16 protein-coding genes are annotated in these 23,900 nt (G+C 65.4%); 8 read left to right on the top strand and 8 right to left on the bottom strand.

The genetic code is table 11. The features are described from left to right. Nucleotides 1–207 precede the first annotated feature (207 nt). Entirely contained in the window at nt 208–2,778 is a 2,571-nt protein-coding gene (gene cphA, locus AC0Z35_RS15235; RefSeq protein ID WP_046802702.1) for a cyanophycin synthetase, read from the bottom strand. A 14-nt stretch (nt 2,779–2,792) separates the two neighbouring features. Next, nucleotides 2,793–5,408: a cyanophycin synthetase gene (gene cphA / locus AC0Z35_RS15230; protein ID WP_485132363.1), complete on the bottom strand. Its 2,616-nt coding sequence runs from the start codon at nt 5,406–5,408 to the stop codon at nt 2,793–2,795. A gap of 269 nt (nt 5,409–5,677) precedes the next feature. On the opposite strand from cphA (AC0Z35_RS15230), the gene AC0Z35_RS15225 reads away from it, so the two are divergent. Next, on the top strand, nt 5,678–7,963 hold the full coding sequence (locus AC0Z35_RS15225; RefSeq protein WP_046802704.1) for a cyanophycin metabolism-associated ABC transporter: 2,286 nt from the start codon (nt 5,678–5,680) through the stop codon (nt 7,961–7,963). A gap of 21 nt (nt 7,964–7,984) precedes the next feature. Next, nucleotides 7,985–8,455, top strand: coding sequence for a cyanophycin metabolism-associated DUF1854 family protein (locus AC0Z35_RS15220; protein WP_485132364.1), 471 nt, complete (start codon nt 7,985–7,987; stop codon nt 8,453–8,455). A 19-nt stretch (nt 8,456–8,474) separates the two neighbouring features. On the opposite strand, the gene AC0Z35_RS15215 is transcribed toward AC0Z35_RS15220, so the two are convergent. After that, nucleotides 8,475–9,605 carry a GNAT family N-acetyltransferase gene (locus AC0Z35_RS15215; protein ID WP_485132365.1) on the bottom strand — a complete coding sequence of 377 codons (1,131 nt, stop codon included), beginning with the start codon at nt 9,603–9,605 and terminating at the stop codon, nt 8,475–8,477. A gap of 95 nt (nt 9,606–9,700) precedes the next feature. Between AC0Z35_RS15215 and AC0Z35_RS15210 the strand changes: the two genes are divergently transcribed. The 5 genes from AC0Z35_RS15210 (at nt 9,701) to AC0Z35_RS15190 (ending at nt 14,047) form a co-directional block, all read left to right on the top strand. Further along, nucleotides 9,701–10,546, top strand: coding sequence for a ferritin-like domain-containing protein (locus AC0Z35_RS15210; RefSeq protein WP_485132366.1), 846 nt, complete (start codon nt 9,701–9,703; stop codon nt 10,544–10,546). Further along, the gene (locus tag AC0Z35_RS15205) at nt 10,543–11,256 is read left to right on the top strand and encodes an MOSC domain-containing protein (protein WP_485132367.1); all 714 of its coding nucleotides are present in this window, start codon (nt 10,543–10,545) and stop codon (nt 11,254–11,256) included. The genes AC0Z35_RS15210 and AC0Z35_RS15205 overlap by 4 nt, the downstream gene beginning before the upstream one ends. Nucleotides 11,257–11,258: 2 nt before the next feature. Then, a complete protein-coding gene (locus AC0Z35_RS15200) occupies nt 11,259–12,500 on the top strand; it encodes a lytic murein transglycosylase (protein WP_485132368.1) in 1,242 nt (413 codons plus the stop codon). A 119-nt stretch (nt 12,501–12,619) separates the two neighbouring features. Next, complete coding sequence (locus AC0Z35_RS15195) at nt 12,620–13,033, top strand: YidB family protein (protein WP_104143120.1); 414 nt, start codon at nt 12,620–12,622, stop codon at nt 13,031–13,033. 63 nt (nt 13,034–13,096) lie between these two features. Further along, complete coding sequence (locus AC0Z35_RS15190; protein ID WP_104143122.1) at nt 13,097–14,047, top strand: DUF4434 domain-containing protein; 951 nt, start codon at nt 13,097–13,099, stop codon at nt 14,045–14,047. Here the strand turns inward: AC0Z35_RS15190 and AC0Z35_RS15185 are convergent. The 5 genes from AC0Z35_RS15185 to AC0Z35_RS15165 all read right to left on the bottom strand — a co-directional run bounded on the left by AC0Z35_RS15185 (nt 14,044) and on the right by AC0Z35_RS15165 (nt 23,226). Next, on the bottom strand, nt 14,044–16,896 hold the full coding sequence (locus AC0Z35_RS15185) for an NfrA family protein (protein WP_485132369.1): 2,853 nt from the start codon (nt 16,894–16,896) through the stop codon (nt 14,044–14,046). The two genes, AC0Z35_RS15190 and AC0Z35_RS15185, sit on opposite strands and share 4 nt — an antisense overlap. Beyond that, a complete protein-coding gene (locus tag AC0Z35_RS15180) occupies nt 16,893–18,587 on the bottom strand; it encodes a glycosyl transferase family protein (protein WP_485132370.1) in 1,695 nt (564 codons plus the stop codon). Before AC0Z35_RS15180 ends, AC0Z35_RS15185 begins: the two co-directional genes overlap by 4 nt. Nucleotides 18,588–18,600: 13 nt before the next feature. Beyond that, nucleotides 18,601–20,817: a cellulose biosynthesis cyclic di-GMP-binding regulatory protein BcsB gene (locus AC0Z35_RS15175; protein WP_485132371.1), complete on the bottom strand. Its 2,217-nt coding sequence runs from the start codon at nt 20,815–20,817 to the stop codon at nt 18,601–18,603. A 141-nt stretch (nt 20,818–20,958) separates the two neighbouring features. Further along, entirely contained in the window at nt 20,959–22,119 is a 1,161-nt protein-coding gene (gene wecB / locus AC0Z35_RS15170) for a non-hydrolyzing UDP-N-acetylglucosamine 2-epimerase (protein ID WP_485132372.1), read from the bottom strand. Nucleotides 22,120–22,317: 198 nt separating this feature from the next. Next, the gene (locus AC0Z35_RS15165; protein WP_120154414.1) at nt 22,318–23,226 is read right to left on the bottom strand and encodes a LysR family transcriptional regulator; all 909 of its coding nucleotides are present in this window, start codon (nt 23,224–23,226) and stop codon (nt 22,318–22,320) included. A gap of 131 nt (nt 23,227–23,357) precedes the next feature. Here AC0Z35_RS15165 and AC0Z35_RS15160 point away from each other — a divergent pair, with 131 nt between their 5' ends. Then, nucleotides 23,358–23,882: a (R)-mandelonitrile lyase gene (locus tag AC0Z35_RS15160; protein WP_046802716.1), complete on the top strand. Its 525-nt coding sequence runs from the start codon at nt 23,358–23,360 to the stop codon at nt 23,880–23,882. Nucleotides 23,883–23,900 lie beyond the last annotated feature (18 nt).

Below are 23,900 nucleotides of genomic sequence, written 5' to 3'. Positions count from 1 at the left end.
CACGCCCCATCTCGTCTTGCGCACGGCGGGCGAGAACATGGCGGGCGGCATGCGGTGAGTGGCATGCGTCGGCAGAAATGCGGGGACTGAAATGCGGCGGCCGAAAAGCTGCGGCTGAAATGCCGCGCTTGAAATGCCGCGCTTGAAATGCAAACGGGGCGCGCTGCGCCCCGTTTGCGTATTGCGGCGTGTCCGCCGCGCCGCCCCTCAGGGCTGGGCGATGCGGTGCGCGATGTGCGCCAGCGCTTCTTCCACCTGGTCAACCAGGATCAGGCACAGATCGCCCGCTTTCAGGCGGCCCAGCGCCGTATCGATGGCCAGGAATTCGCCATGGATTTCCTCGATGTGCGTCGTGCGCGGCGCCCCCACCAGGCCTTCTTGCAGCAGCGCCAGCACCTCGCCGTCGGCGCGTCCGCGCTGGCACTGGTCCTGGTACAGCAGCACGTCATCAAAGGCGGCGCCCAGGATTTCCGTCTGCATGCGGATGTCTTCATCACGGCGGTCGCCCGCCCCGCTGATGACCACCGAGCGGCGCTTGGCCGGCATGGCGTCCACCGCGCGTACCAGCGCCAGGATGGCGTCGGGGTTGTGGCCGTAGTCGGCAATGACCGTGGCGCCGCGATAGTCGAACACATTGAAGCGGCCCGGGGCCGTCTGCGCGTCGTTCACGAACGTGGCCAGGCCCCGGCGCACAACGTCCCAGTCCAGGTTCAACGCCCATGCCGCGGCAATCGAGGCCATGGCGTTTTCAACCTGGAAGGTGATCGTGCCATTGCGCGTCAGCGGAATGTCGGCCAGCGGGAAACGCGTCTCTTCGGCGCCTTGCGCCGCCACGATCGCATCGCCGTCGCGGTACACCGACCGCAGCCCCTGCGCGCGGTGCGTGGCCAGGACGGGGTGGTTGCGGTCTTCGGCAAAGTACGTGATTGAACCCGGGCAACTGGCGGCCATCTCGGCCACGATCGGGTCAGCGGCGTTCAGCACGGCGGTGCCCGACGGGTGCACGTGCTGCACGATTACGCGCTTGACCACGGCCAGGTCTTCTACGGTGCTGATGTAGCCCAGGCCCAGATGGTCGCCCATGCCGATGTTGGTCACGATGGCCACGTTGCAGCGGTCAAACGCCAGGCCCTCGCGCAGGATGCCGCCACGCGCGGTTTCGAACACGGCGGCGTCCACGTCCGGGTGCATCAGCACGCTGCGCGCGCTGCGCGGGCCGCTGCAATCGCCGGTGTCGATGCGCAGGTTGTCGATATACACGCCGTCGGAATTGGTCATGCCGACGCGGTTGCCGGCGGCGCCCAGCAGGTGGGCCGTCAGGCGCACCGTGGTGGTCTTGCCGTTGGTGCCGGCCACGGCCACGACCGGAATACGCCCGTCGTCGCCGTCCGCGTACATGTTGGCGATGATGGCCTCGCCCACCGCGCGGCCCTTGCCGAACGACGGGTTCAGGTGCATGCGCAGGCCCGGCGCTGCGTTGACTTCGACCACGCCGCCATGCTGCTCTTCCAGCGGGTACAGCACGCTTTCGGCCACCACGTCCACGCCGCAGATGTCCAGACCGATCATGCGCGCGGCGGAGACCGCGCGCGCGGCCATCTCGGGGTGCACTTCGTCGGTCACATCGGTGGCCGATCCGCCCGTGCTCAGGTTGGCGTTGTTGCGCAGGAAGATGAGGGTGCCGGGGGGCGGCACGGAATCCGCGTCAAAGCCCTGTTTTTGCAACGTGGCCAGCGCGATGTCGTCAAAGCGGATCTTGGTCAGCGAGGTAGCGTGCCCGTCGCCGCGCAACGGGTCCGCGTTGACCTGGTCGACCAGTTCGCGGATGGTGTGCTGCCCGTCTCCGGTCACTTGCGGCGGGTCGCGGCGCGATGCCGCAACGAGCGCGCCGCCCACCACCAGCAGGCGGAAGTCGTGGCCGGGAATATAGCGTTCGACGATAACTTCCGAGCTGACTTCCTCGGCCACTTCGAATGCCTGGATCACGCGTTCCCGCGTTTCGATGTTGACCGCCACGCCCCGGCCCTGGCTGCCGTCGCGCGGCTTGACGACCACGGGGCCGCCCAACTCTTGCGCGGCTTCCCATGCCTCTTCGGCGCTCGTTACCGAGCGGCCCATGGGCACCGGCACGCCGGCCGCGTCCAGCAGCATCTTGGTCAGGTCTTTGTCTTGCGCGATCGATTCCGAGATGGCGCTGGTCAGGTCGGTCTCGGCGGCCTGGATGCGGCGCTGCTTGCTGCCCCAGCCGAACTGCACCATGCTGCCTTGCGTCAGGCGGCGATAGGGAATGTTGCGGGCGACGGCGGCGTTCACGATAGAGCCGGTGCTGGGTCCCAGGCGCACGTCTTCGTCCAGATCGCGCAAACGCTTCAGCGCATCGGGCAAGTCGAACGGCGTGTCGTCCAGCGCGGCGCGCACCAGTTGCTGCGCCAGCTCCATGGCCAGCAAGCCGACTTCTTCTTCGCTGTATTCGACCACCACCTGAAACACGCCGGGCTCGACGGTGGACGAGGTGCGCCCGAAGGTGACGGGGCAACCGGCGTGCGCCTGCATCGTCAACGCGACGATCTGCAACACGTGCGCGATCGACACCGCGCCTTGATGGCCTTCCGGCCGCATCAGCCCGGTTTGCGGCAAGCGCGCGCGCAGGCGGGCTTCGAACTCGGGCAGGTTATCGATGGAGCACTCGGCGTCGGCGCACGAAACGATGGCCTCGATCGCGGTGTTCTTGCTCCACAGATTGGGGCCGCGCAGGGCACGGATACGGGAAACTTCCATGGCAGGTATTCCTGTCAGTATTGTTGAATCCAGCGGCGGACCAGATCGATGGTGGGGCCCGAAAAGGCTTCGTCGGATTGCAGCAGGACGAAGTCGCCCGCTGCAATGCCGTTCAGCACGCTTTCGATGGCCTTGCCATGATCCGGCTCGTCCTGGATGTCTTTCACGCGGCTGCCTTGCGACAGCCCCTGGCGCAGCAGCGCGCGCGCCTGGCCTTCGGGGCGCTTGCTTTGCACGGTCATGTCGTCATAGAGCACGACGCGGTCAAAGGCATCGCCCAGCAGGCGGCCCTGTTCGATCAGGTCGGCGTCGCGGCGGTCGGCGCCGGCGGAATACACCGCGGCGCGGCGCGTTGACGGGAACTGGTCGATGGCGGCAATCAGCGGGCGCAGGGCGGACGCGTTGTGCACGTCGTCCACCACTACCGTGCTGCCGTTGCGTTCAAACAGCGTGAACTGCCAGGGCGCGTCGGCCTGATCGATATCGAAGGTTTCGATACCGGCGCGGATCAGCTCCACGGGAATGTCCAGCGCCCAGGCGGCGCCCACGGCGGCCAGTACGTTTTCCACCTGGAAGGCCACGCGGCCACCATGCGTCAACGGGATGGCGGCCACGTCGGCCAGCCGTTCTTCGCGGGTGCCTTGCGCCAGGATGATGCCGCCGTCGCGCACAAACACCGCGCGGCCGTCTTGCTGCACATGCGCGGCAATGGCGGGCAGGGCGGGCTCGATGCCGAAGAAGATCACCGCGCCATCGGACAGCTCGGCCATTTCCACCACGCGGGGGTCGCGCGCGTTGAGCACAGCGGCGCCCGTCGGCAGCACCACGTCGACCTGCGTGCGGAACACATTGAACATGCGCTCCGTTTCGTTGATGTCGAAGTCGCCAAGATGGTCGGCGTCGTCGATATTGGTCACCACGCCGACCTGGCAGCGGTCATAGGCCAGGCCCTGGCCCAGGATGACGCCGCTGTCGTTTTCGATGACGGCTGCGTCCACGTTGCGGTTCATCAGCAACCGGGTGCCGGACGCGAAATCGGCGCGGTCGCCCTTTTGCACCAGGCGGCGGTCCAGGTACAGCCCTTCGCTGCACGCCAGGCCGGTGCGTTTGCCGGACAGATGCAACAGGCGCGCAACCAGGCGTGCCACCACGGTCTTGCCGTTGGTGCCCGTGACGCCCACGATGGGAATGCGGCCGGCGTCGCCGTCGGGGAACAGGTGGTCGACAATGGCGCGGCCCACCGGACGCGGGGCGCCGTCGGCCGGCTTTAGGTGCATCAGCAAGCCTGGGCCGGCGTTGACTTCAACAATGGCCCCGCGCTGTTCCGCCAGCGGGCGCGTGATGTCTTCAGCCACCAGATCCACGCCGGCAATGTCCAGGCCCACCACGCGGGCGGCCAGCGTGACGGTGGCGGCAATGCTGGGATGCACGCGGTCGGTTACGTCGAACGCCACGTTTCCGCTGCGCTGCACCAAGACGCGCTGGCCGTCGGCCGGCACGCTGTCTTCCGACATGCCCTGGCGGGCAATTTCCAGCCGGGCGGCTGAATCCAGGCGGACCAGGTTCAGCGGATGGTTTTCGGTGCGGCCACGGCGCGGATCGATGTTGATCTGGCTGTCGATCAATTCGGTGATGGTGGACTTGCCGTCGCCCGTCACCCAGGCCGGTTCGCCGGCGGCGGCGGCCACCATGCGGTTGCCGACCACCAGCAAACGGTGTTCGTTGCCCAGTACAAAGCGTTCGACGATGACGCCGCTGCCTTCGTCCACCGCCACGCGGTAGGCGGACACCACGTCTTCGCGGGTCGTCAGGTTGGTGAAGACGCCACGGCCATGGTTGCCGTCATACGGCTTGACCACCACGGGCAGGCCGATGTCCTCGGCGGCTTCCCAGGCGTCGTCCTCGCTGCGCACCAGGCGGCCTTCGGGAACCGGCACGCCGCAGGTCGACAGCAGTTCCTTGGTCAGGTCCTTGTCGCGCGAGATGCCTTCGGCGATGGCGCTGGTGCGGTCGGTCTCGGCCGTCCAGATGCGGCGCTGGGCCGAGCCGTAGCCGAATTGCACCAGGTTGCCTTCAAACAGGCGGATATAGGGAATGTCGCGGTCATCGGCGGCATCCACGATGCAGGCGGTGCTGGGGCCCAGGCAGTGCTTGTCCACCAGGCTGCGCAGCTTGGCGATGGTGGCGGGCACGTCGAACGGGCGGTCTTCAATGGCGGCCATGACCAGGTCGCGCGCTTCGTTCAGGGCGGTGCGGGTGACCTGTTCCTGCCAGGCGCGCACCACCACCTTGTAGACGCCGCGGGTCGACGTTTCGCGGGCTTTGCCGAAGCCGCCGCGCAATCCGGCCAGGTTCTGCAATTCAAGCGTGACATGTTCAAGAATGTGGCCGGGCCAGGTGCCCTCTTTCAGGCGGGCCAGGAAACCGCCGCGCACGCCGGGGCTGCATCGGTGTTCGATCAGCGTCGGCAGCCATTCGGACAGGCGCTCGTAAAACCCGGGAATGGTGTTGGACGGATAGTCTTCCAATTCACCAATATCCACCCATGCTTCAAGGACCGGGCGATACGTCCAAATGTTCGGGCCGCGCAAAGCCACGACATCGAGAAATTCAATGTCTTTCTTTTTCATGTTTTAATTTACTTGAGAAGCAGGTTGGCACGCGCGGACGCCCCTATGTAAGACCGCGAATTTATTGCGAATTTTTGGGGTTGCGCTGTAAGAATAATGCCAACGAGTGGGGGATCCCAGATATTCCTAATTAGAAAAATCGGCTGCTACTATACGACGCCTTCAAGGCGTGAACTCGTTGTGTTGTAAGGAAGGGACACGTTTGCCGCCATAGGTGGTAAACCGGTTGCCGCCTAGTAGGGCAGAGTCCTGGCCCGGTATGCGTTCCAATGAAAAAACCACACCTGCTTTCCGGCCTTGCCGATGCCTTTCCTGCCCGCTGGCGGGATGAAATCCGCGCTGAATTAGCGGATGGCGAAACCTTGCTGGCCTGGGTTGAAATAGACCTGGACCAGCGGCTGAAGTTCCAGCCGGGGCTGGTCGCCGCGACTGACCGGCGCCTTCTAGCCCGAAATTCCGCCGATAACGGTTGGGATTCGTGGGCCTACGGGCCGCAATTAACGCTTAATCTGACGGACCACGCTGGGGCCGCCGTGCTGGAATTGCACGACGACACGGCGCGTCTGGCCGTCTGGCGTTTCACGCTGGCCCGCAACCCGGCCGCGCTGCGCCTGTTGGCGCAGTTTGAATCGCAGCAGGCGATCCGGCTTTCGGGCAAAGCCGAAGAAGCGCCGCAGGAACGCAATTGCACCGTCTGTAATAACGTTATCCCCGCAGGCGAGGAAGAATGCCCGACCTGCAACCAGGAACAAGCCGCACCGTCGTCCACGTGGGCGTTGTTGCGGCTTTGGCGGTTTGCGCGGCCGTATCGCGGCCACTTGCTGGTCGGTTTCGTGCTGACGTTGCTGGGTACGGCCGCGACCTTGGTGCCGCCTTACCTGACCATGCCGCTGATGGACGACGTGTTGATTCCGTTCCAGAACGGCGCGCCTATCGACTACAGCAAGGTGCGCATGTATCTCAGCGGCTTGCTGGCGTCCGCCTTCCTGGCCTGGGGGCTGGGGTGGGCCCGAACCTACATCCTGGCCTGGGTCAGCGAGCGTATCGGCGCCGATTTGCGCACCACTACCTATGAGCACTTGCAGCAACTGTCGCTGGAGTACTTTGGCGGCAAGCGCACGGGCGACCTGATTTCCCGCATCGGTAGCGAGACCGACCGCATTTGCGTGTTCCTGTCTTTGCACCTGCTGGACTTCGCCACCGACATCCTGATGATTGTGATGACGGCGGTGATCCTGGTGTCGATCAACCCGTGGCTGGCCTTGGTGACGCTTGTGCCACTGCCGTTCATTATCTGGATGATTCACGCCGTGCGTGACCGCCTGCGCCACGGCTTTGAAAAGGTTGACCGCATCTGGTCCGAAATCACCAACGTGCTGGCCGACACCATTCCCGGCATTCGCGTGGTCAAGGCATTCGCTCAGGAAAAGCGTGAAGTCGCGCGTTTTCGCGAAGCCAATAATCGCAATCTGGAAGTGAACGACCGCGTCAACACCACGTGGTCGCTGTTTTCGCCCACCGTCACGTTGTTGACGGAAGTGGGGCTGCTGGTGGTGTGGATATTCGGTATCTGGCAGGTGTCGCAAAAGCAGATCACGGTCGGCGTATTGGCTGCGTTTTTGGCGTATATCGGGCGCTTTTATCTGCGCCTGGATTCCATGAGCCGCATTGTGTCGGTCACGCAAAAGGCCGCTGCCGGCGCCAAGCGCATCTTTGACGTGCTGGACCATGTGTCCAGCGTGCCGGAACCGCAAAAGCCGGCCACGCTGCCGCACATCAACGGCCGCATCGAATTGCGCGACGTGGGCTTTCGCTACGGCAACCGCCAGGTGATACGCGGGCTGAACCTGACCATCGCCCCGGGCGAAATGATTGGGCTGGTTGGTCACAGCGGCTCGGGCAAGAGCACGTTGATCAACTTGATCTGCCGTTTCTACGACGTATCCGAAGGCGCGGTGCTGGTGGACGGCATCGACATCCGCTCGGTGCGCGTGACCGACTATCGGCGCAACATCGGCTTGGTGCTGCAAGAGCCTTTCCTGTTTTTCGGCACCATTGCCGAGAACATTGCCTACGGCAAGCCTGATGCCACCCGCGATGAAATCGTCGCAGCGGCCCGTGCCGCCCATGCGCATGAATTCATCCTGCGACTGCCGCACGGCTACGATTCGCTGGTGGGCGAACGCGGCCAAGCCCTGTCCGGCGGTGAACGCCAGCGCATCTCGATTGCGCGCGCGTTGCTTATCGACCCGCGCATCCTGATCCTGGACGAAGCCACGTCGTCGGTGGACACCACCACCGAAAAGGAAATTCAGAAGGCGTTGGACAACCTGGTCCGTGGCCGCACCACCATCGCCATCGCGCACCGGTTGAGCACGCTGCGCAAGGCGGATCGGCTGGTCGTCCTGGACCGTGGCCAGATCGTCGAGCAAGGGCCGCACGAAGAACTGATGGCCCGCGAGGGCGCCTACTATCGCCTCTACCAGGCGCAAGCGCGCCAGGCGGAAGCCGACGCGCAGGCGTCGGGCAGCGAAGACATGGCCGCCGTGGCCTGACGCCGAACCGGGATTATCTTCATGACGTTGCCGACCTTTCAGCTACGCCGCAATGCCTTTGGGCGTCTGGAATATCAATCCGCCGACGGCCAGACGCACGAAGGCGTCATCCCCGTGCGCGCCTTCCCCATCAGCGAAGCGGGACGCGGCCTGTCGCTGGTGACCAGCGACGGCCACGAACTGCTGTGGATCGAGCACCTGTCCGACGTGCCAGCGCAGCAACGGGCGCTGATCGAAGAAGAGCTTGCCGGGCGTGAATTCATGCCCGAAATCCGCAAGCTGGCCAGCGTATCGACCTTTGCCACGCCCAGCACCTGGAAGGTTGAAACGGATCGCGGCCCCACGTCTTTCACGCTGCGCGGCGAGGAAGACATCCGCAGGCTGAGCCCGCAGACGCTGCTGATTGCCGACAGCCACGGCATCTTCTATCTGGTGCGCGACATCCTGGCGCTGGACAAGCACAGCCGCAAGCTGCTGGACCGCTTTCTGTAGGAATTACCACGCTGGCGCGCTAGGCGCTGCCCTTGAACGGCGTGTGCGATTCCAGTTCGCCCAGATAGTCCGTGACCGCCGAGGTTTCTTCGTCCAGGAAGTTCTGGATCGCCTCGGCAAAACCGGGGTGCGCCACCCAGTGCGCCGACCATGTCGGCGTCGGCAACAAGCCGCGCGCCATCTTGTGTTCGCCTTGCGCGCCGCCTTCAAAACGGCGGATGCCATGCGCGATGCAGTACGCAATCGACTGCATATAACAGGTCTCGAAATGCAGGCCCGGCACGTATTCGGTGGCGCCCCAATAGCGCCCATACAGCACGTCGCCGCCCGCCAGATTCAGCGCTGCCGCCACCCGCACGCCGTCGCGTTCGGCCAGGATCAATACAAACGCGTCCGGCTGTTCCCGATGCGCGCGTTCAAAGAAATCGCGGTTCAGATAGGGCGGATTGCCGTGGTTGAAATACGTGCGGCAATAACAATCGTAGAAAAAGCCAAGGTCGGCGGGGGTAATGTCGCCACCGCGCAACCAGCGGAAAGACAAGCCGGCGGCGGCGACCTTCTTGCGGTCCTGGCGGATCTTCTTGCGCTTGTCGTGGCTCATCAGCGCCAGGAACGCGTCAAAATCCGCGTAGCCCGGGTTGGTCCAATGAAACTGCACGCTTTCCCGGATCATGAAGCCGGCCTCGCGCAGCACGTGCATGTCCTCGTCCGCCGGAAACAGCAGGTGTAGCGACGACACCTTGATTTCCTCGGCAAAGGCGACCAGTCCGCGCACCAGCGTGGCGCGGTCTTCGTCGTTGGTGGCCAACAGCCGCGGCCCCGTGACGGGCGTGAACGGAATGGCCGACAGCAGCTTGGGGTAATAGCGCATGCCGTGGCGCTGGAAGGCGTCGGCCCAGGCGTAGTCGAACACGTATTCGCCACGCGAGTGCGACTTCAGGTAAAGCGGCGTGGCGGCAGCCAGCGCGCCGTCACGCCACAGTGCCAGATAATGCGGCGCCCAGCCCGAGGCCGGCGCGGCGCATCCCGTCTCATGCAGCGCGCACAAGAACGCGTGCCGCAGAAAGGGTTGATCACCGGCCAGCGCGTCCCAGGCATGGGCGTCGATGCGGGACGGGTCGGTTTCAATGGTCAAGCGCAGGGAATCCATCCGTGAATGATAAAGTCTTCGCCAGCACGCGGGTTTGAAACCGTGGGCTTTTTCAGGGATTGCGGCGGCACGGGCCGCCTGGGATTGGAAACACCATGGACAGCAACACCATCGCCGCGGCAGATGCCGCGCCGATTGCGGAATGCTTGCGCGGGCAGGCCTTGTCCGCGCTTGCCGCCAAGACGTGGCCGGAAAAACTGGCGGCCGTGCACCATATCGCCGATAGCGCGCCGCTGGACCGCACCCGCGAATTCGTCGCGCCGCACGGCTTGCCCGGCCGGCCGGAACATCCCGAATTGGTGCCGCCCGCGCAGGTCAGGCATCGGTCCATGGCCACGGTCGAAGGCCGCGCCGCGCTGCTGCACGCGCTGGCCCATATTGAATTCAACGCGGTCAATCTGGCGCTGGATATTCTGTGGCGTTTTGCCGGCATGCCCGACGCGTTCTATCGCGACTGGCTGCGCGTGGCGCGCGAAGAGGCCTATCACTTCGACCTGTTGCGCCAGCGGTTGGCGGCGCTGGGCTACGCCTATGGCGACTTTCCCGCGCACAACGGCTTGTGGGACATGGCCGAGCGCACGCGGGGCGACCTGCTTGCGCGCCTGGCGCTGGTGCCGCGTACGCTGGAGGCGCGCGGGCTGGACGCCTCGCCCATGATCCGCAACAAGCTGGCCGGGGCAGGGGACGCGCCCAGCGCGGCCATCGTCGACATCATCCTGCGCGACGAGATCGGCCATGTGGCCATCGGCAACCATTGGTTCAAGCACCTATGCGCCCAATCGGGCCTGGAGCCCGTGGCCTGCTACGCCGACCTGGCGCGGCGTTATGACGCCCCCCGGTTGCGCGGCCCGTTCAACCTGGAAGCGCGCCGCGCGGCGGGGTTCGACGACGCCGAGCTGGCCGCGTTGCAAGCCGACCAGCCGGAACCGAACACCCGATGAAACCGATCACCATTGATGCCTTGCTGTCCGGCACCGTGCGTCCGCTGGGCGATTCCGGCCGAGATAGCGGTATCGACAAACACCCGGTTGCCCAGCGCCTGTGGCTGGGGGCCGAAGGGCTGCGCGGCGACGAACAAGCCGACCGCCGTTTTCATGGCGGCCCGGAAAAGGCGCTGCATCATTACGCCCGCGAACACTATCCCGCCTGGCAAGCCGAGCTGGGCGAACGCGCGGTATTGCAGGCGCCGGGCGCATTCGGCGAAAACATTTCCACCCAAGGCATGACCGAAGCCGATGTTTGCGTGGGCGATGTGTTCCGCGCCGGCACCGCCTTGATCCAGGTGTCGCAAGCGCGCCAGCCGTGCTGGAAACTGGATCACCGATTCGCCCGGCGCGGCATGGCGGCCCGCGTGCAGGCCAGCGGCATGACGGGCTGGTATTACCGCGTGCTGCAAGAGGGCTGGCTGTGCGCGGGCGACACGCTGACGCTGTCCGAACGCCCGCATGCACAATGGCCGCTTGCCCGCGTGCAAGACGTGCTGAACCGGCGCGTGCTGGAGGCCGATGTGCTGCACGCCTTGGCCGCGCTGCCCGAACTGTCGCCGAACTGGCGGGCGCTGTTCGAAAAGCGCGCCCAGGCCGGGCAGGTTGAAGATTGGACCCGCCGCCTGCAAGGCGATGTGGACGCCCCGACATCGCAGGAACGTTAAACATGAAAGTGTCCTTACCGAGCACATCCGCCCTGGCCCGGGCACTTTGCTGCGCGGCGCTTGCCGTGCCCGCTTTCGGCGCCCAGGCGGCCGATCCTTACGCCGCCTGCCTGTCGCAGCTGCGCGGCCCCGCGCAGAAAGCGGGCGTGTCCGCCGCCACCTTCGACACCCATACGGCGGGCTTGTCGCCCGACATGGCGGTCATCGATCTGCTGGATGCACAGCCCGAATTCAAGACGCCCATCTGGGACTACATGGCGGGCCTGGTGGATGACGAGCGCGTGGCGGACGGGCAGGCGGGCATGGCGCGCTGGCAGGCTGACCTGGCGCGTGCGGCGTCGCGCTATCAGGTTGACCCAGCCACCATCGCGGCGGTCTGGGGTGTGGAGAGCAACTTCGGCCGTACGCTGGGCGGGCGCCCCTTGTTGACGTCCCTGTCCACGCTGTCGTGCTTTGGCCGGCGGCAAGCGTATTTCCGAGGCGAATTTTTTTCGACGCTGAAAATCATCCAGGACGAACACATCGCGCCGGAGCGGCTGGTGGGTTCGTGGGCCGGCGCATTTGGTCAAACGCAGTTCATGCCGTCGACCTATCTTCGGCTGGCGGTGGATTTTGATGGCGACGGCCGCCGCGACCTGGTCGACAGCGTGCCCGACGCACTGGCCTCAACCGCCAATTTCCTGAAACGCGCCGGCTGGAATCCGCAATTGGTCTGGGGCTATGAAGTCCGCCTGCCCGCCGCGCTGGATACGGCCGGGGCGGGGCGCAAGAACAAACGGGCAATGTCCGCGTGGGCAAAACAAGGCGTGACCCGCGCGGACGGGCAAGCGCTGCCCGCGGGCGATACGCCCGTCGGCCTGCTGCTGCCGGCCGGCAGGAAAGGCCCCGCGTTTCTCGTAACTCGCAATTTCGATGCGCTGTATTCGTACAACGCGGCCGAAAGCTATGCCCTGGCCATCGCCCATCTGTCGGACCGTTTGCGCGGCGGCGGCCCGCTGCTGCAAGCCTGGCCCACCGACGACCCGGGGCTGTCGCGGGCGGAACGCCGCGAACTGCAACGCTTGTTGATCGCCAAGGGCTATGACGTGGGCGAACCCGATGGGATGGTGGGCACCCGCACGCGTCAGGCCTTGCAAGCCGCCCAACGTGAATTGGGGCTGCCCGCCGACGGGCGCGCGGGCCAGAAAGCGCTGCGGGCGCTGCGGGCGTCGCAGGCATCCCAGGCGCCCACTCTGCCGCGTTGATCCCGCCCAGCGGCCGGATTTACAAGTTTTGCAAAGATCCGGCCTCGGGTAACCGCCTTGACATGCCGCGCGCCGGTCCCGGCCCTATACTGGTTTTCCCACTTTTCAGGAGCACCGCGATGAGCTTGTTGGATACCTTGGCCTCGATGGCCGGCGGCGGTCAGCAAGGAGGCTCGGCATCGCTGCTGCCGGCGCTGATCGAACAATTGAACAAATATCCGGGTGGTCTTACTGGCCTGATCGCCAGCTTTCAGAAGGGCGGCTTGAGCGAAATCGTGGCGTCTTGGGTGGGCACGGGGCAGAACCTGCCCGTCAGTCCCGACCAGCTGGGCGCCGTGCTGGACCCGGGCGTCGTCAACGAACTGGCCGCCAAGACCGGGCAGGACACCGATTCGGTGCTGGGCTCGCTGTCGTCGCTGTTGCCGCAACTGGTGGACAAGGCTACGCCGCAAGGCGAGGTCCAGCCTGGCCAGGATTTCAACCCCACCGATCTGCTGGCCTCGTTGTCCGGCATGTTCGGCAATCGGGGCTGACCCAGCGGGACGGGCTTACCCCTGATACGTCAACCGCTTTCCTCTCCCGCCCGCCGGCGCCTGTTGCAGGCGCTGGCCGTGGGCGCGCTGGCGCCCTTGGCCGCCTGTGCGCCACCCCTGTCCTTGAACGCCACGTTTCTGCAACTGTGGCGCAGCCATCTGGATTTGACGCCTGAAGACTGGCGCGTGCGGCTGTCCGCCTATCGGCGCCTGGGATGCCGCGAGATCTTCCTGCAATGGGTTGGCCTGGAAGGCGGACGCCCTGACGACTGGATGGCGTCCGATGCCACGCTGCGCATGATTTTCGATGAGGCCGAACACCAGGGCCTGGGCGTGCATGTGGGCCTGCCTTACGACCAACGCTGGTGGGAGATGCTGGGCAATGCCAACCCGCGGGCATTGGCAGCCTACCTGGACCACACCCGCACGCGCGGCGTGGCGTACATGCAGGCCGCGCCCTGGCCCAAGCGCAGGTCGTTTCGTGGGTGGTACCTGCCCTACGAGCTGGAACAATACAACTGGGCCTCTGCCGCGCGGCAAGCGTTGCTGATGCCGTGGCTGGACGCCTTGTCGCGCGCGGCGCAGGACACCAGCCGGGGGCGCCCGCCCTGTATTTCCACCTACCATTCCCGCCTGCCCACCGACGGTTCGCTGATGAACCTGTGGAGCGCCATCCTGGACCAGGTGGCGATTCATCCCATGATCCAGGATGGCGTGGGCGTGTCCGGCCTGGCCAACTACCAGGCGCTTGCGCCGCTGCATGACATGCTGCTGGCGCGCCGCGCATCGTTCGATCTGGTCCTGGAACTGTTCGAAGAACTGCCCTCGGGCAGCACCGACGGCTCGACCTTCAAGGCACGCTCGGCGGACTTCGATCGCGTCAAGCAACAGTGGGAAGTCGCGCGCGGCTATGGCGCCAAGCGGGTGGTGGCGTTTGCGATTGACCCCTGGGTCATCGACAACACGCCCGAGGCGCGGGCGCTGATGCGCGCCTGGCTGGACGCGCGCGTCTAGTACGACAGCGTCAGGTTGACGAACAGCCCGCGCGCCCGGTCGGCCGCGCCCCCGCCGATGTTGAAACGGTACTGCGTGGTCAGGTCCAGATAGGATCGTGGCGCGTTGTAGCGGTCTTCGCGGAACCAGTAACGCACGTTGAAGCCGGGGCCCGCGCCCAGTGACCATGACGAGCCATTGCCTTGTTGGTCGATGGAATATGAATCGCCTTGGATGTTGAAGGAGGCGCGGTTCTTGTTCCACAGCCAGTCGGCGCCCACGACCGCATACGGAAAGAACACCAGCCGGTCGCTGATGGCATCCATCCGATAGCTGCGGCCCACCCGCAGTTCACCGGCGCCAAACGCCTGGTCGCGTTTCATGCGGCCCGAGACCTTGTCGCTGTCTTCGCCGGTGGCGTTGTTGCGCAGCCAGAATTTTGCGGGCATGTCCTGCCAGGAATAGCCGCCCTGCAAATAGCCTTCCATCGTGAACCAGTCGGGGCGGTCGATGCGCAGGTTCGTGCCTTCGTACAAGCCATAGGTGATGTAGGCCAGCCACGCGCCGTTGTCCGCCGTGGTCTGGTAGTGGGGCGATTGATTCGTCTGATTCAGCGCGCAACGCAGGGCGGCCGGCGCGGGGCTGAACGTGCCCTGGCGCGTGGCGGTGCCCAGGTTGAACTGCCGTTCAATGCCGAACGTCAGGCCCACCTCGGTGGATGGCGTGAAGCGCATGCCCAGCGACCCGATCGTCGTGGGCAAGCCCGCGATGCCTTCGTTGCGGGTCTCTGCGACATCGATGCTGCCCCCGCATGGGTCGGCGACGGTCTGGCCGGTCGTCTTGCCGCCTTTGTCATACAAGGTGTTGGAAAAGCGGCCATACAACTCGAAGGTCTGCGTGGCCGAATTCAGGAAGTCAGCCGGGCGCCAGAAGATCTCGGCCGTGCTGAAGACGGCGTCGCCAGGCACCGTGATTGCCGCGCCGCCCAGCCCGGAGGACGCCGGTCGCGCGCCGCGATAGCCGGCGGACACGTAGCCGCCCCATTCGCGCGACAACTCGGCAACGCCGCTGCGCGTGTCGAAGCGCTGCTGCGGTGTCAGTTCCAGTTTGCCGGCATCGGCTTCATCGATAGCGTGCTTTAAATCGGCCACCGCGCCGCGCTTGTCGCCCGCGCCGGCGCGCGCATAACCTTCGTCCAGGATCACCGTGGGCGGCGCCTTGCCGGTGGCGCGCGCGGCCTGGAAGTCTTGCAATGCCAGGGCCGGCTGCTTCATACGTTGGCGCAGGTAGCCGCGCTGCATCAGCAGCGTGGGGTCGTTGGGTTGTGGCACCAGCGCGTCGGTCATGCGTTGATGGGCCTCGGCCAGCTGTGCGCCTTTGCCGGCCGCAAGCGTGGTGGTCAACAGCCGCTGGTATTCCGGGTTGGCCGGGTCTTGCTCGACGGCCAGGCGGGCCTGAGCGATGGCTTCGGCATAATCTTCGCGCGCATAGGCGGCATAGGCCCGCGCGGCGGGGCCGCCGCTGCCGACCGCGTCGGACGGCAGCAGTTCGCAGTAGGCGCCGGGCGATGTGTTGCGGCAGTCCTGGACAGGCGCGGGGTAATTGGCCAGCGTCAGCGTGGCGGGCACGGCGGGCCGGGAACGCGCACGTTTTATCCGCGCATCGGCGGCGTTGTCCTGGTTGCCCAATGGCGTCATCAAAGCCAGCGCGCGGACATTTTCGCCGCCGGCCAATGCGGCGTCGGCGGCCAGCAGCCGGACGTTGCGGCGCTGGGCTTCGGTTAATTGTCCTTGCTTGAGCGCCGCGTCAAAGTCCCCGTTCGCCAGATCGGTCTTGCCTTGGCGCTGGCGCAGGTAGCCGCGCATGACCAGTGCCGTAACGTTGCCGTTGGGCGCGCGGGTGGCGTTGATGGCGTCGGTGGCGGCCGCTTCGGCTTCGGCCAGGCGGTCGCTTTGCATCAGCGCCGTTATCAGCAGCATGCGATAGCTGGCGGTGTTGGGTGACGCCGCCACGGCCTGGCGCGCCAACGGCACGGCATCATCCACACGGTTGTTGCTTAATGCCTGGTAGGCGGCATCGGCCTGTTTGGCGGCCATGCGCGCTGCCATCGTCTGGCGCCGAGCAGCCAGATCCTTTTTGTTCGGAGCGCCCAGCGCAATTGCGCGGTCGATGGCGGCGTCGGCCTGGGCGTATTGGTTCTGCGCTTCCAACGCGTCCAGCCACAGCATGGCCCAGGCGCCTTGCTTGGGGTCGATGCGAAATGCGCGCTCGGCGCCGCTTGCGGCAGCGGCATAGTCGCCGCGCTTGTAGTCGGCGTAGGCGCGTGTGGCGATGGGATAGCCGCGACGGTAGGCCGAGGCGGCGGGGGATGCGGCAGGCGATGCAGAGGCCGATGCAGCGGCCGATGCGGAGCCGGGCGCGGTGGCGGCAGCAGTACCGGGCCCCGGCCCTGGCCCAGGCACGGTCGCCGGGGCGGGCGTGGAAGCCGAGGCGGCTGGCGGTGCCGCGCGCAGATTGGCGCGGGCCTGCCGTAACGCTGGCGTATCGATGCCTTCCTTGATGGCGTCGGCGGCGGCCTGGTCGGCTTCTTTCAGCTTGCCTTGTTTTTGCAGCGCGTAGATTCGCAGCAGGTGCAAGCGTTCCACGTCCGGGCGCAGCACAATGGCCGATGCGGCCTGCCGCGCAGCCAGCTCATAGTTGCCGGCATCGAAATTCTTGTAAGCCTCTTCGGCAAACCGAAACGCGGCGCCTTCCAGCGGCGATTCCGTTTTCGCGGTGGCGGGCGTGGCGCTTTGCGCGCTGGCTGGCGGCGCAACCCCCATGGTGGCCAGGGCGGCGGACAGAATCAGCGAACGGGTCAACGGTGTCATGTCGGCGCGGGTTTGTCTTTGGAGTGCGGCGGTGTGGTCGCCTGTCCTGATTGTTGAAAGTCGATGGCTTCGCTTAGCGTGCCTTCGTCCAACCAGCCTTGCTCGGTCAGGATCTGTCCCAACGGCTTTTTTTCGCGCGCCTGGATCTCAAGCGCGCGCGCCAGCGTGTCCTGGTCAATGGCCTGCCAGGACAACAACAATTCGCCAAGCCGCTGGCGTTGCTGCGATAACTGGTCCGTGCTGGGGAAGTCGTGCATGGTCTTGTCCCATGCCAGTCGCTTGCCCGTGATCAGGTGTGCGATGAACAGACGCCATGCGCGCGCCGCGGCCATGGCGTTGATGAAGTTGCCCACGATCATGCGGGGAATCGACAGCACCGCGTGTTCCCAGCCATACATGCGCCCGACGAAGTACGCGCGCTGCACAACGCGAAGCAGCAGCGCCACGGCGTTGAGCCACATCAAAATCACCAACCATCCTCCGGGCCGGAAATACGACGGGTAGTACACCTTCCACCATCCAAATTTATCGGCCAGGAAGAACACGAAGAAGTTCGCCAGCAACACGTAGGCCAGGATGGCGATAAAGGACGTCACCAGACCCTTGCGGTCACGAAACAGCAGGTACCGATTGGCCAGGGACCCGGTCCAGCCCACTTGTTGCCACCCTTGCAAACCGATGCCCAATGTCCAGCGCGCCTTTTGCCGGTACGCGGTGCGAAACGTGTTCGGAAAATACTCACGCACGCCCAGCGGCATGCGGATCGTGGAAACTCTTTCTGGCCCCAGGCCGAACCACGAGCGGCGGCGCGTGACGTATTCCACTTCGAACTTGCCGAAGATCTGCTTCATGCCGCGCTGCGCCAACCGCGCACCGATGTCGTAGTCTTCTGTCAGCGTGTCGGTATTGAACGGCTGGTTGTTGGTTTCGGCCGCCAGCTCCTCCAGCGCGCGTCGCGAGAAGCAGGTGCCCACGCCGGCGGACGGCACCATCTTCGACAAGCTCTCGCGCACCACGAGGTCCTTGGTGTGCCATTCGGCGAATTCGTCCATGTAGGTGCCGGCCACCAGCTCGTGCCAGTGACGTTCCAGCGACGTGACCGGCAGCTGGATGAAGTCGATGCGCGGCAGCAGATAGTTGTAGTACTTGAGCTCCAGCGGATGCAGCACGTCTTCGCTGTCGTGCAGGATGACGCCGGCAAACGGCACGGGCTGCTTCGCGTTCTGCGCGAAGATGGCCTGCACGATCCAGTTCAGGCAATCGGCCTTGCAGGTAGGCCCGTCGTGCGGCACTTCAACGCGGATCAGCTTGCGGTAACGCCGCCGCATCCGCTCGACTTCGTCGATGGTGCGCTGGTCGTTCTGGTAGGTGCCCGCGAAGATCATGTAGTCCTTGTATTCCAGCGTGGACACCATGGTTTCAAGCATCGACGAGATCACGTCGTACTCCAGCCAGGCAGGCACCATGATTGCCAGCGGCTGTTCGGGCTTGGCGCGCAACTCCTCGGCGGACAGCGCGGTGTAGCGTCGCTTGACGGTCAGCGAACGGCGCAGCTCGCGCAGCCAGAACCAGGCGTCGATGAACAGATCATCCAGGCTGGACAGCAGGATGATGACCCCCACGACGGCGGTCACCACTTCCAGCCCGCGGTAATAGTCCGCGATGAAATACGGCCAATAAAGCGTAGACATGGCGGTGTCCGGCTTACGGGTTGCCGCGGTTCTTCTTGCGGCCCACGCGCCGCGCCACGATCAGGATCAATATCAGGACCAGCAGCGCTACGCTGATCGCCGGCACGCTCCAGGCGATGTAGCGGCGCCATTCGAAGAACGCGCTGCCGCCGGGGCCCGCGGGGTTGCTGGCTTCCGGGTTGGCGCTGTCTATCCAAGCAATCGGTCCGTTGACGCCGACGACGGCCACGTTGCCGCGGTTCAGCACGAAAGGCGCGTCCAGCATGCCCGGGTGTTGGCCCACGGTGTGCCAAAGCACACCGTCCTGGCCATTGCCGCGCACCACTTCGGCGGTGCTCAGGTGGTCCAGCCCGGAGATGTCCAGCCAGCTTGCGTTGCGGCCATCCACCTTCAATTGCTTGCGGTCGGTGACCTGGACCATGGGCTTGGCGCCGTCCACCGGCACTTCCATGGCCAGGAAGGCCCGGGCCGGCTTGAACGGCTGGCCTGCCGGCGCTACCGATAATTCCGCGCGCGTGGGCGACACGCCGCTTGCCGAAGCGATGCCGATCACCCGCTTGATGTTGTCGGGCGCGTCGGCCAGGTAGCTGTCCGGAATGATCACTTGCGGGTTGCCGGCCATTAGGGGCAACAGCCCCACAAAGGTGCCGTCCGGCTGCGGCTTGCCGGGCTTTACGTAGCTGGTGGGCAGCACGTTTACCGGGTAGCCCTGGGGAATTTCGTTGCAGTCGACCGATACGGGCTGGCGTTGGAACTGGACACGCAGCGCATTGGTCACCCCCAGGGCATAGCCGGGCACGCGCGCCGTCAGGCGCTCGGGTTTGCCGTCGGCATCCATCTGCCGGGCGGCCAGCAAGATGCCGTTCCAGAACACCGATGCCACGGGCCGCGTCGACGATGCGCCGGGGGCCGCCGCCAGGTCCAGCACAAGCTCGTCGGGCATCAGGCCGTCCGAGGACACGGTCCCCAGCGGGAAAGTGGTGGTCCAGTCGCCACGCGCCACGACGTCGAAGCTGGTCGCGGATCCGCCCAGCGTGGTCAGGCGCACGGCGCCGTCGTCGGAAGCCTGCGGCGAGGTGGCCGTTTTGACGTTGACCTGCCGTGTGACCAGGATGCGGCGCCATGCGCTGTCGAACGCGCCCGCCGCTTGCGCGCCGGCATCCGCCGCCACGGCGATGACGGCCTGCCGGCCCAGCGGCAGCAAACGGATATCGCCCGAGGGCAGGTCGGTGCCTGCCAGCGGCATGCGCGCCTGGCGCCAGCTCTTGAAGGCGGCGGCCGCATCGGTGTCGCCGGCAAGCTGCGCGGCCAGCCCATCCAGCGCTTCGTTATAGCGGCCCCGCAGCGCGGCGTCGGCAATCACGACGTCGCCGCTGACGGCGGGGGCGCCCAACACCAGCAGCGCGCCGATTTCCGCCGGGCCGGCCAGTTTGTGCGCAGGCTTGTTGGCAACGGCGGCAAATGCCGCAACCTGTTCCAGCCCCGCCGGTGCTTGCAGGCCACGCGTATCGACCTCGTCGCCTACCGATGGGAACGCACGAACCCCGACGCGCTTGCCCGACCTTTCCAACGCCACCCCCAGGCGCCAGGCGCTGTCGAAGGCCTGCTGGTCCAGCTTGGCGCCCGCCACCATCAGCACTGGCTTGCCGGGCAGCGTGCCCCACGCGTCGTCCAGATTGCCGATGGCCGAGGCGTCGTAGCGATAGCTCAGGTGCGTTTGCGGTGAAATGACCAGCGCATTGGCGGTGGCGCGGTTGCTTTCGCAGCGGCGCAGCGCGATCTCCGATTGCCAGTCCACGCCCAGGCGCAAGAAGCCGGACTCGCGGTTGCGGTTATCAACGTTCAGGCTGCGTGTGACCGACCCGTCGCCATCGGCGATGCGCTCCGCCGTTTGCGGCACGCCGTCCAGCCACAGTACCAAGGTGGTCCGGCCGGCCTCGCCCTTGGCATATCTGGCATCAAACGTCAGTGTGGCGTCCGAGATCGGCACGCCGCGCGGCACGGGCAGATAGAACTCCTGGCGTGCATCGCTGTTGCTGAGGACGACGGGGTCCTTGACGCCCAGGTCCAGCAAGGTGGTGTCGCGCGTGATCCAGCCGTCGCCCTGCAAGCGCCGCAACGTATCGCCGGCCGGGCTGGCCAGGCTGCTTAGCGGCATGGCCAACCCCGCCATCATCAAGGCATGGCAAAGGACTCGGGCAACGGGGACGGGCAGGGCGCTGGGGTGCATTGGGGGCTCCGGGGCGGAATGCGTCGCGAATAAGGTCGGGCCGATCAAGGCAACGGCTCGGGATGGCTGATCGGGCTTCTGTTCAGGGCTATTGATCGGGGCTATTGATCGGGGCTATTGATCGGGGCGGGGGGCGTGACGTCAGGATGAGGGCGCGTTGGCGTCCCGGTACGGATCGAACTCGGAAACCTCCCGCCCGCATAGCGCGTCCACGATGCGCTGGCTGGCGCGGCCGTCGCCGTAGGGGTTGATGCGCCGTGAGAACGAGGCGTGCTGGTCGGCGTCGTCCAGCAGCCGGTTGACCTGGGTCACGATCCGCCGCGTGTCGGTGCCCACCAGGGCCACCGTGCCGGCTTCCACGGCCTCGGGGCGCTCGGTCACGTCACGCATCACCAGGACCGGCTTGCCCAGATAGGGCGCCTCTTCCTGCACGCCACCCGAATCCGTCAGGATGAGATGGGCGCGCTGCATGAACCGCACGAAATCCAGGTAATCCAGGGGATCGATCAGATGGACATGCGACAGCCCGGCCAGGTCCGTCATGACCACATTGCGCACCTGCGGGTTCAGATGCACCGGGTACACAATCTGCAAATCATTGCGGCGCGCCAGTTCCGCCAGCGCCGCGCAAATGTTCTTGAAGCCACCGCCGAAACTCTCGCGTCGATGGCCGGTGACCAGCAGCAGGCGCCGCTTGGGGTCCAACCAGTCGTAGCGCGCGTCCAGACCTTGTGCGAGCGGCCCGGCCGGGTCCAGCTTGGCGCAGGTCATCGCCAGGGCATCGATCACGGTGTTGCCCGTTACGGTGATTTTTCCGGCAAGGTTTTCGCGCATCAGGTTGGCGCGCGATTGCGCCGTGGGGGCAAACAACCAATCGCCCACCGCATCGACGACGCGCCGGTTCATTTCTTCCGGGAACGGCATCGCCAGATTGCCGGTGCGCAAACCGGCTTCGACGTGGCCGATGCGCACGCGCCGGTGGAAAGATGCCAGCGCACACGCCGACGCGGTGCTGGTGTCGCCGTGCACCAGTACGCAGTCGGGCTGCTCCGCGTCCAGTACCCTGTCCACGCTCGCGATCAGCCGCGCATACAGGCCGTTGAGTGTTTGATTGGGGACCATGACGTCCAGGTCGTGCTGGGCGCGCAGGTCAAACAGCGCCAGTACCTGGTCCAACATCTCACGGTGCTGGCCGGTCACGCAAACCACGCTCTGTATCTGTGGCTCTTTGCCAAGCGCGGTGACCAGCGGTGCCATCTTGATTGCTTCGGGACGGGTCCCAAAGATGGATAGGACTTTCATCACAAGATGACCCTCCCCAGAGCGTGGTGGCGTCCATTATGTCGTGAAAGTATTCGTAATATGTGACGGATTATGTCTGTAACTGCAATATTCCGAGACGCCGGGGGGACGGCGACCGCGAGGTGTCGTGGCCCGTTGTTAAGACGCAAAAAAGCCAACTTTGTGAGCTGGCTAGGAAGGATTTGCAGCGGGGCGGTGCTACGGCTGCGCGTCGTCGGCCCGGTAACGCAGCGCTTCGATCACGAGCGCCAGCGCAGGCGAGATCTGGCGTCGGCTGGCGTAGTAGAGGTGGTAGCCGGGAAATTGGGGCCACCAATCCTCAAGCACCGGGATCAGGCGGCCGCTGTCGATATGCGGCTTCATCAAGTCAAACGGAACGTACGCCAGGCCCAGACCGTCCAGCGCCGCTTGCAGCATCAGGAAGGTGTTGTTGAACACGGTCTGGCCATCAACGCGGACATTCAAAGCCTGCCCATTCTTTTCAAAATCCCAGGCATACAAGCCGCCATGGGTGGGAAGGCGCAAGTTCACGCAGCGATGCTCGGTCAGCTCATGCGGTGTGGTCGGCAGCGGCTTGCCCGCCAGATACTCCGGAGATCCCGCTACAGCCATGCGCAGTTCGGGCGCGATGCCTACCGCGATCATGTCCTTATCCACCCGGTTGCCCACGCGCACGCCCGCATCAAAACGATGCGCGGCAATATCCGTGAACGCGTAATCCACGCTGAACTCGATCTGGATGTCGGGATATTGCTTCAGCAAGGGCGCCAACCGTGGCCAAAGCACTGTGGCGATGGCGTGGTCGTGCGCCGTGATGCGCACCGTGCCGGCTGGTTTGTCACGCATCGCGCTCAGCGAAGCCAGTTCCTGCTCGATCTCGCCAAGCCTGGGCGCCAGCACGTCCAGCAGCCGCTTGCCGGCCTCGGTGGTGGAAACGCTGCGGGTGGTGCGCGTCAATAAGCGCACGCCCAGGCGCGCTTCCAGGGCAAGCATGGCATGGCTGAGCGCAGAGCGCGACACGCCCAGTTGCGCAGCCGCCCGGGTAAAGCTGCGTTCGCGAGCCACGGCCACGAAAGCTTGCAGGTCGTTCAGGTTTTCTTTCGCCATTGGTGAATTTTGTACACCGGTGTGTGCGTATTTTGCAGTCTTCTCAGCTAATGGTTCGGATCATACAGTGTGAAAAAGCGATCGGCGCAACGGCATTGCGCCGCCTTTCCAACACAGAACAGGACCCATCCATGAACACGCTTTGTAAAACAGCCATCTGCCTGGCGGCGCTGCACACGGGTTCCGCGGGTTCCGCGGGCCCTGCGAGCGGCGCGGGCCCCGCCGAAGCGCTCGAATCCAAGCCGGCCAAAGGCAGCCAACAGCTAACGCGCGCGGGCAGTCAGCCTTCGATGGCCGGACCCGAGGATTACTTCACCGGACCTGTGCGGGTGGATCCGGTCTGGCCGGCCGACGCGCACATCAACGCGTCGGGGGGCTTGGTCACCTTCGAGCCCGGTTCGCGTTCCGCCTGGCATACGCACCCCGCGGGCCAACGCCTGGTCGTGGTGTCGGGCGTGGGCCTCACTCAGGAATGGGGCGGCCCCGTGCAGGAGATACGCCCAGGCGACGTGGTCTGGTGCCCGCCCAATGTCAAGCACTGGCACGGCGCGGCGCCCCACACCGCGATGACCCACCTTGCGGTCACCGGCACGGCTCAAGGCAAGAACGTGACCTGGATGGAAAAAGTCAGCGATGAACAATATAACGCGCGCTAAATCCGCCGCTACGCGGGG

This window comes from Achromobacter sp. 1L-A-4-B-C2, from assembly GCF_057291955.1.
This window is presented reverse-complemented; position numbering and strand designations above follow the sequence as displayed.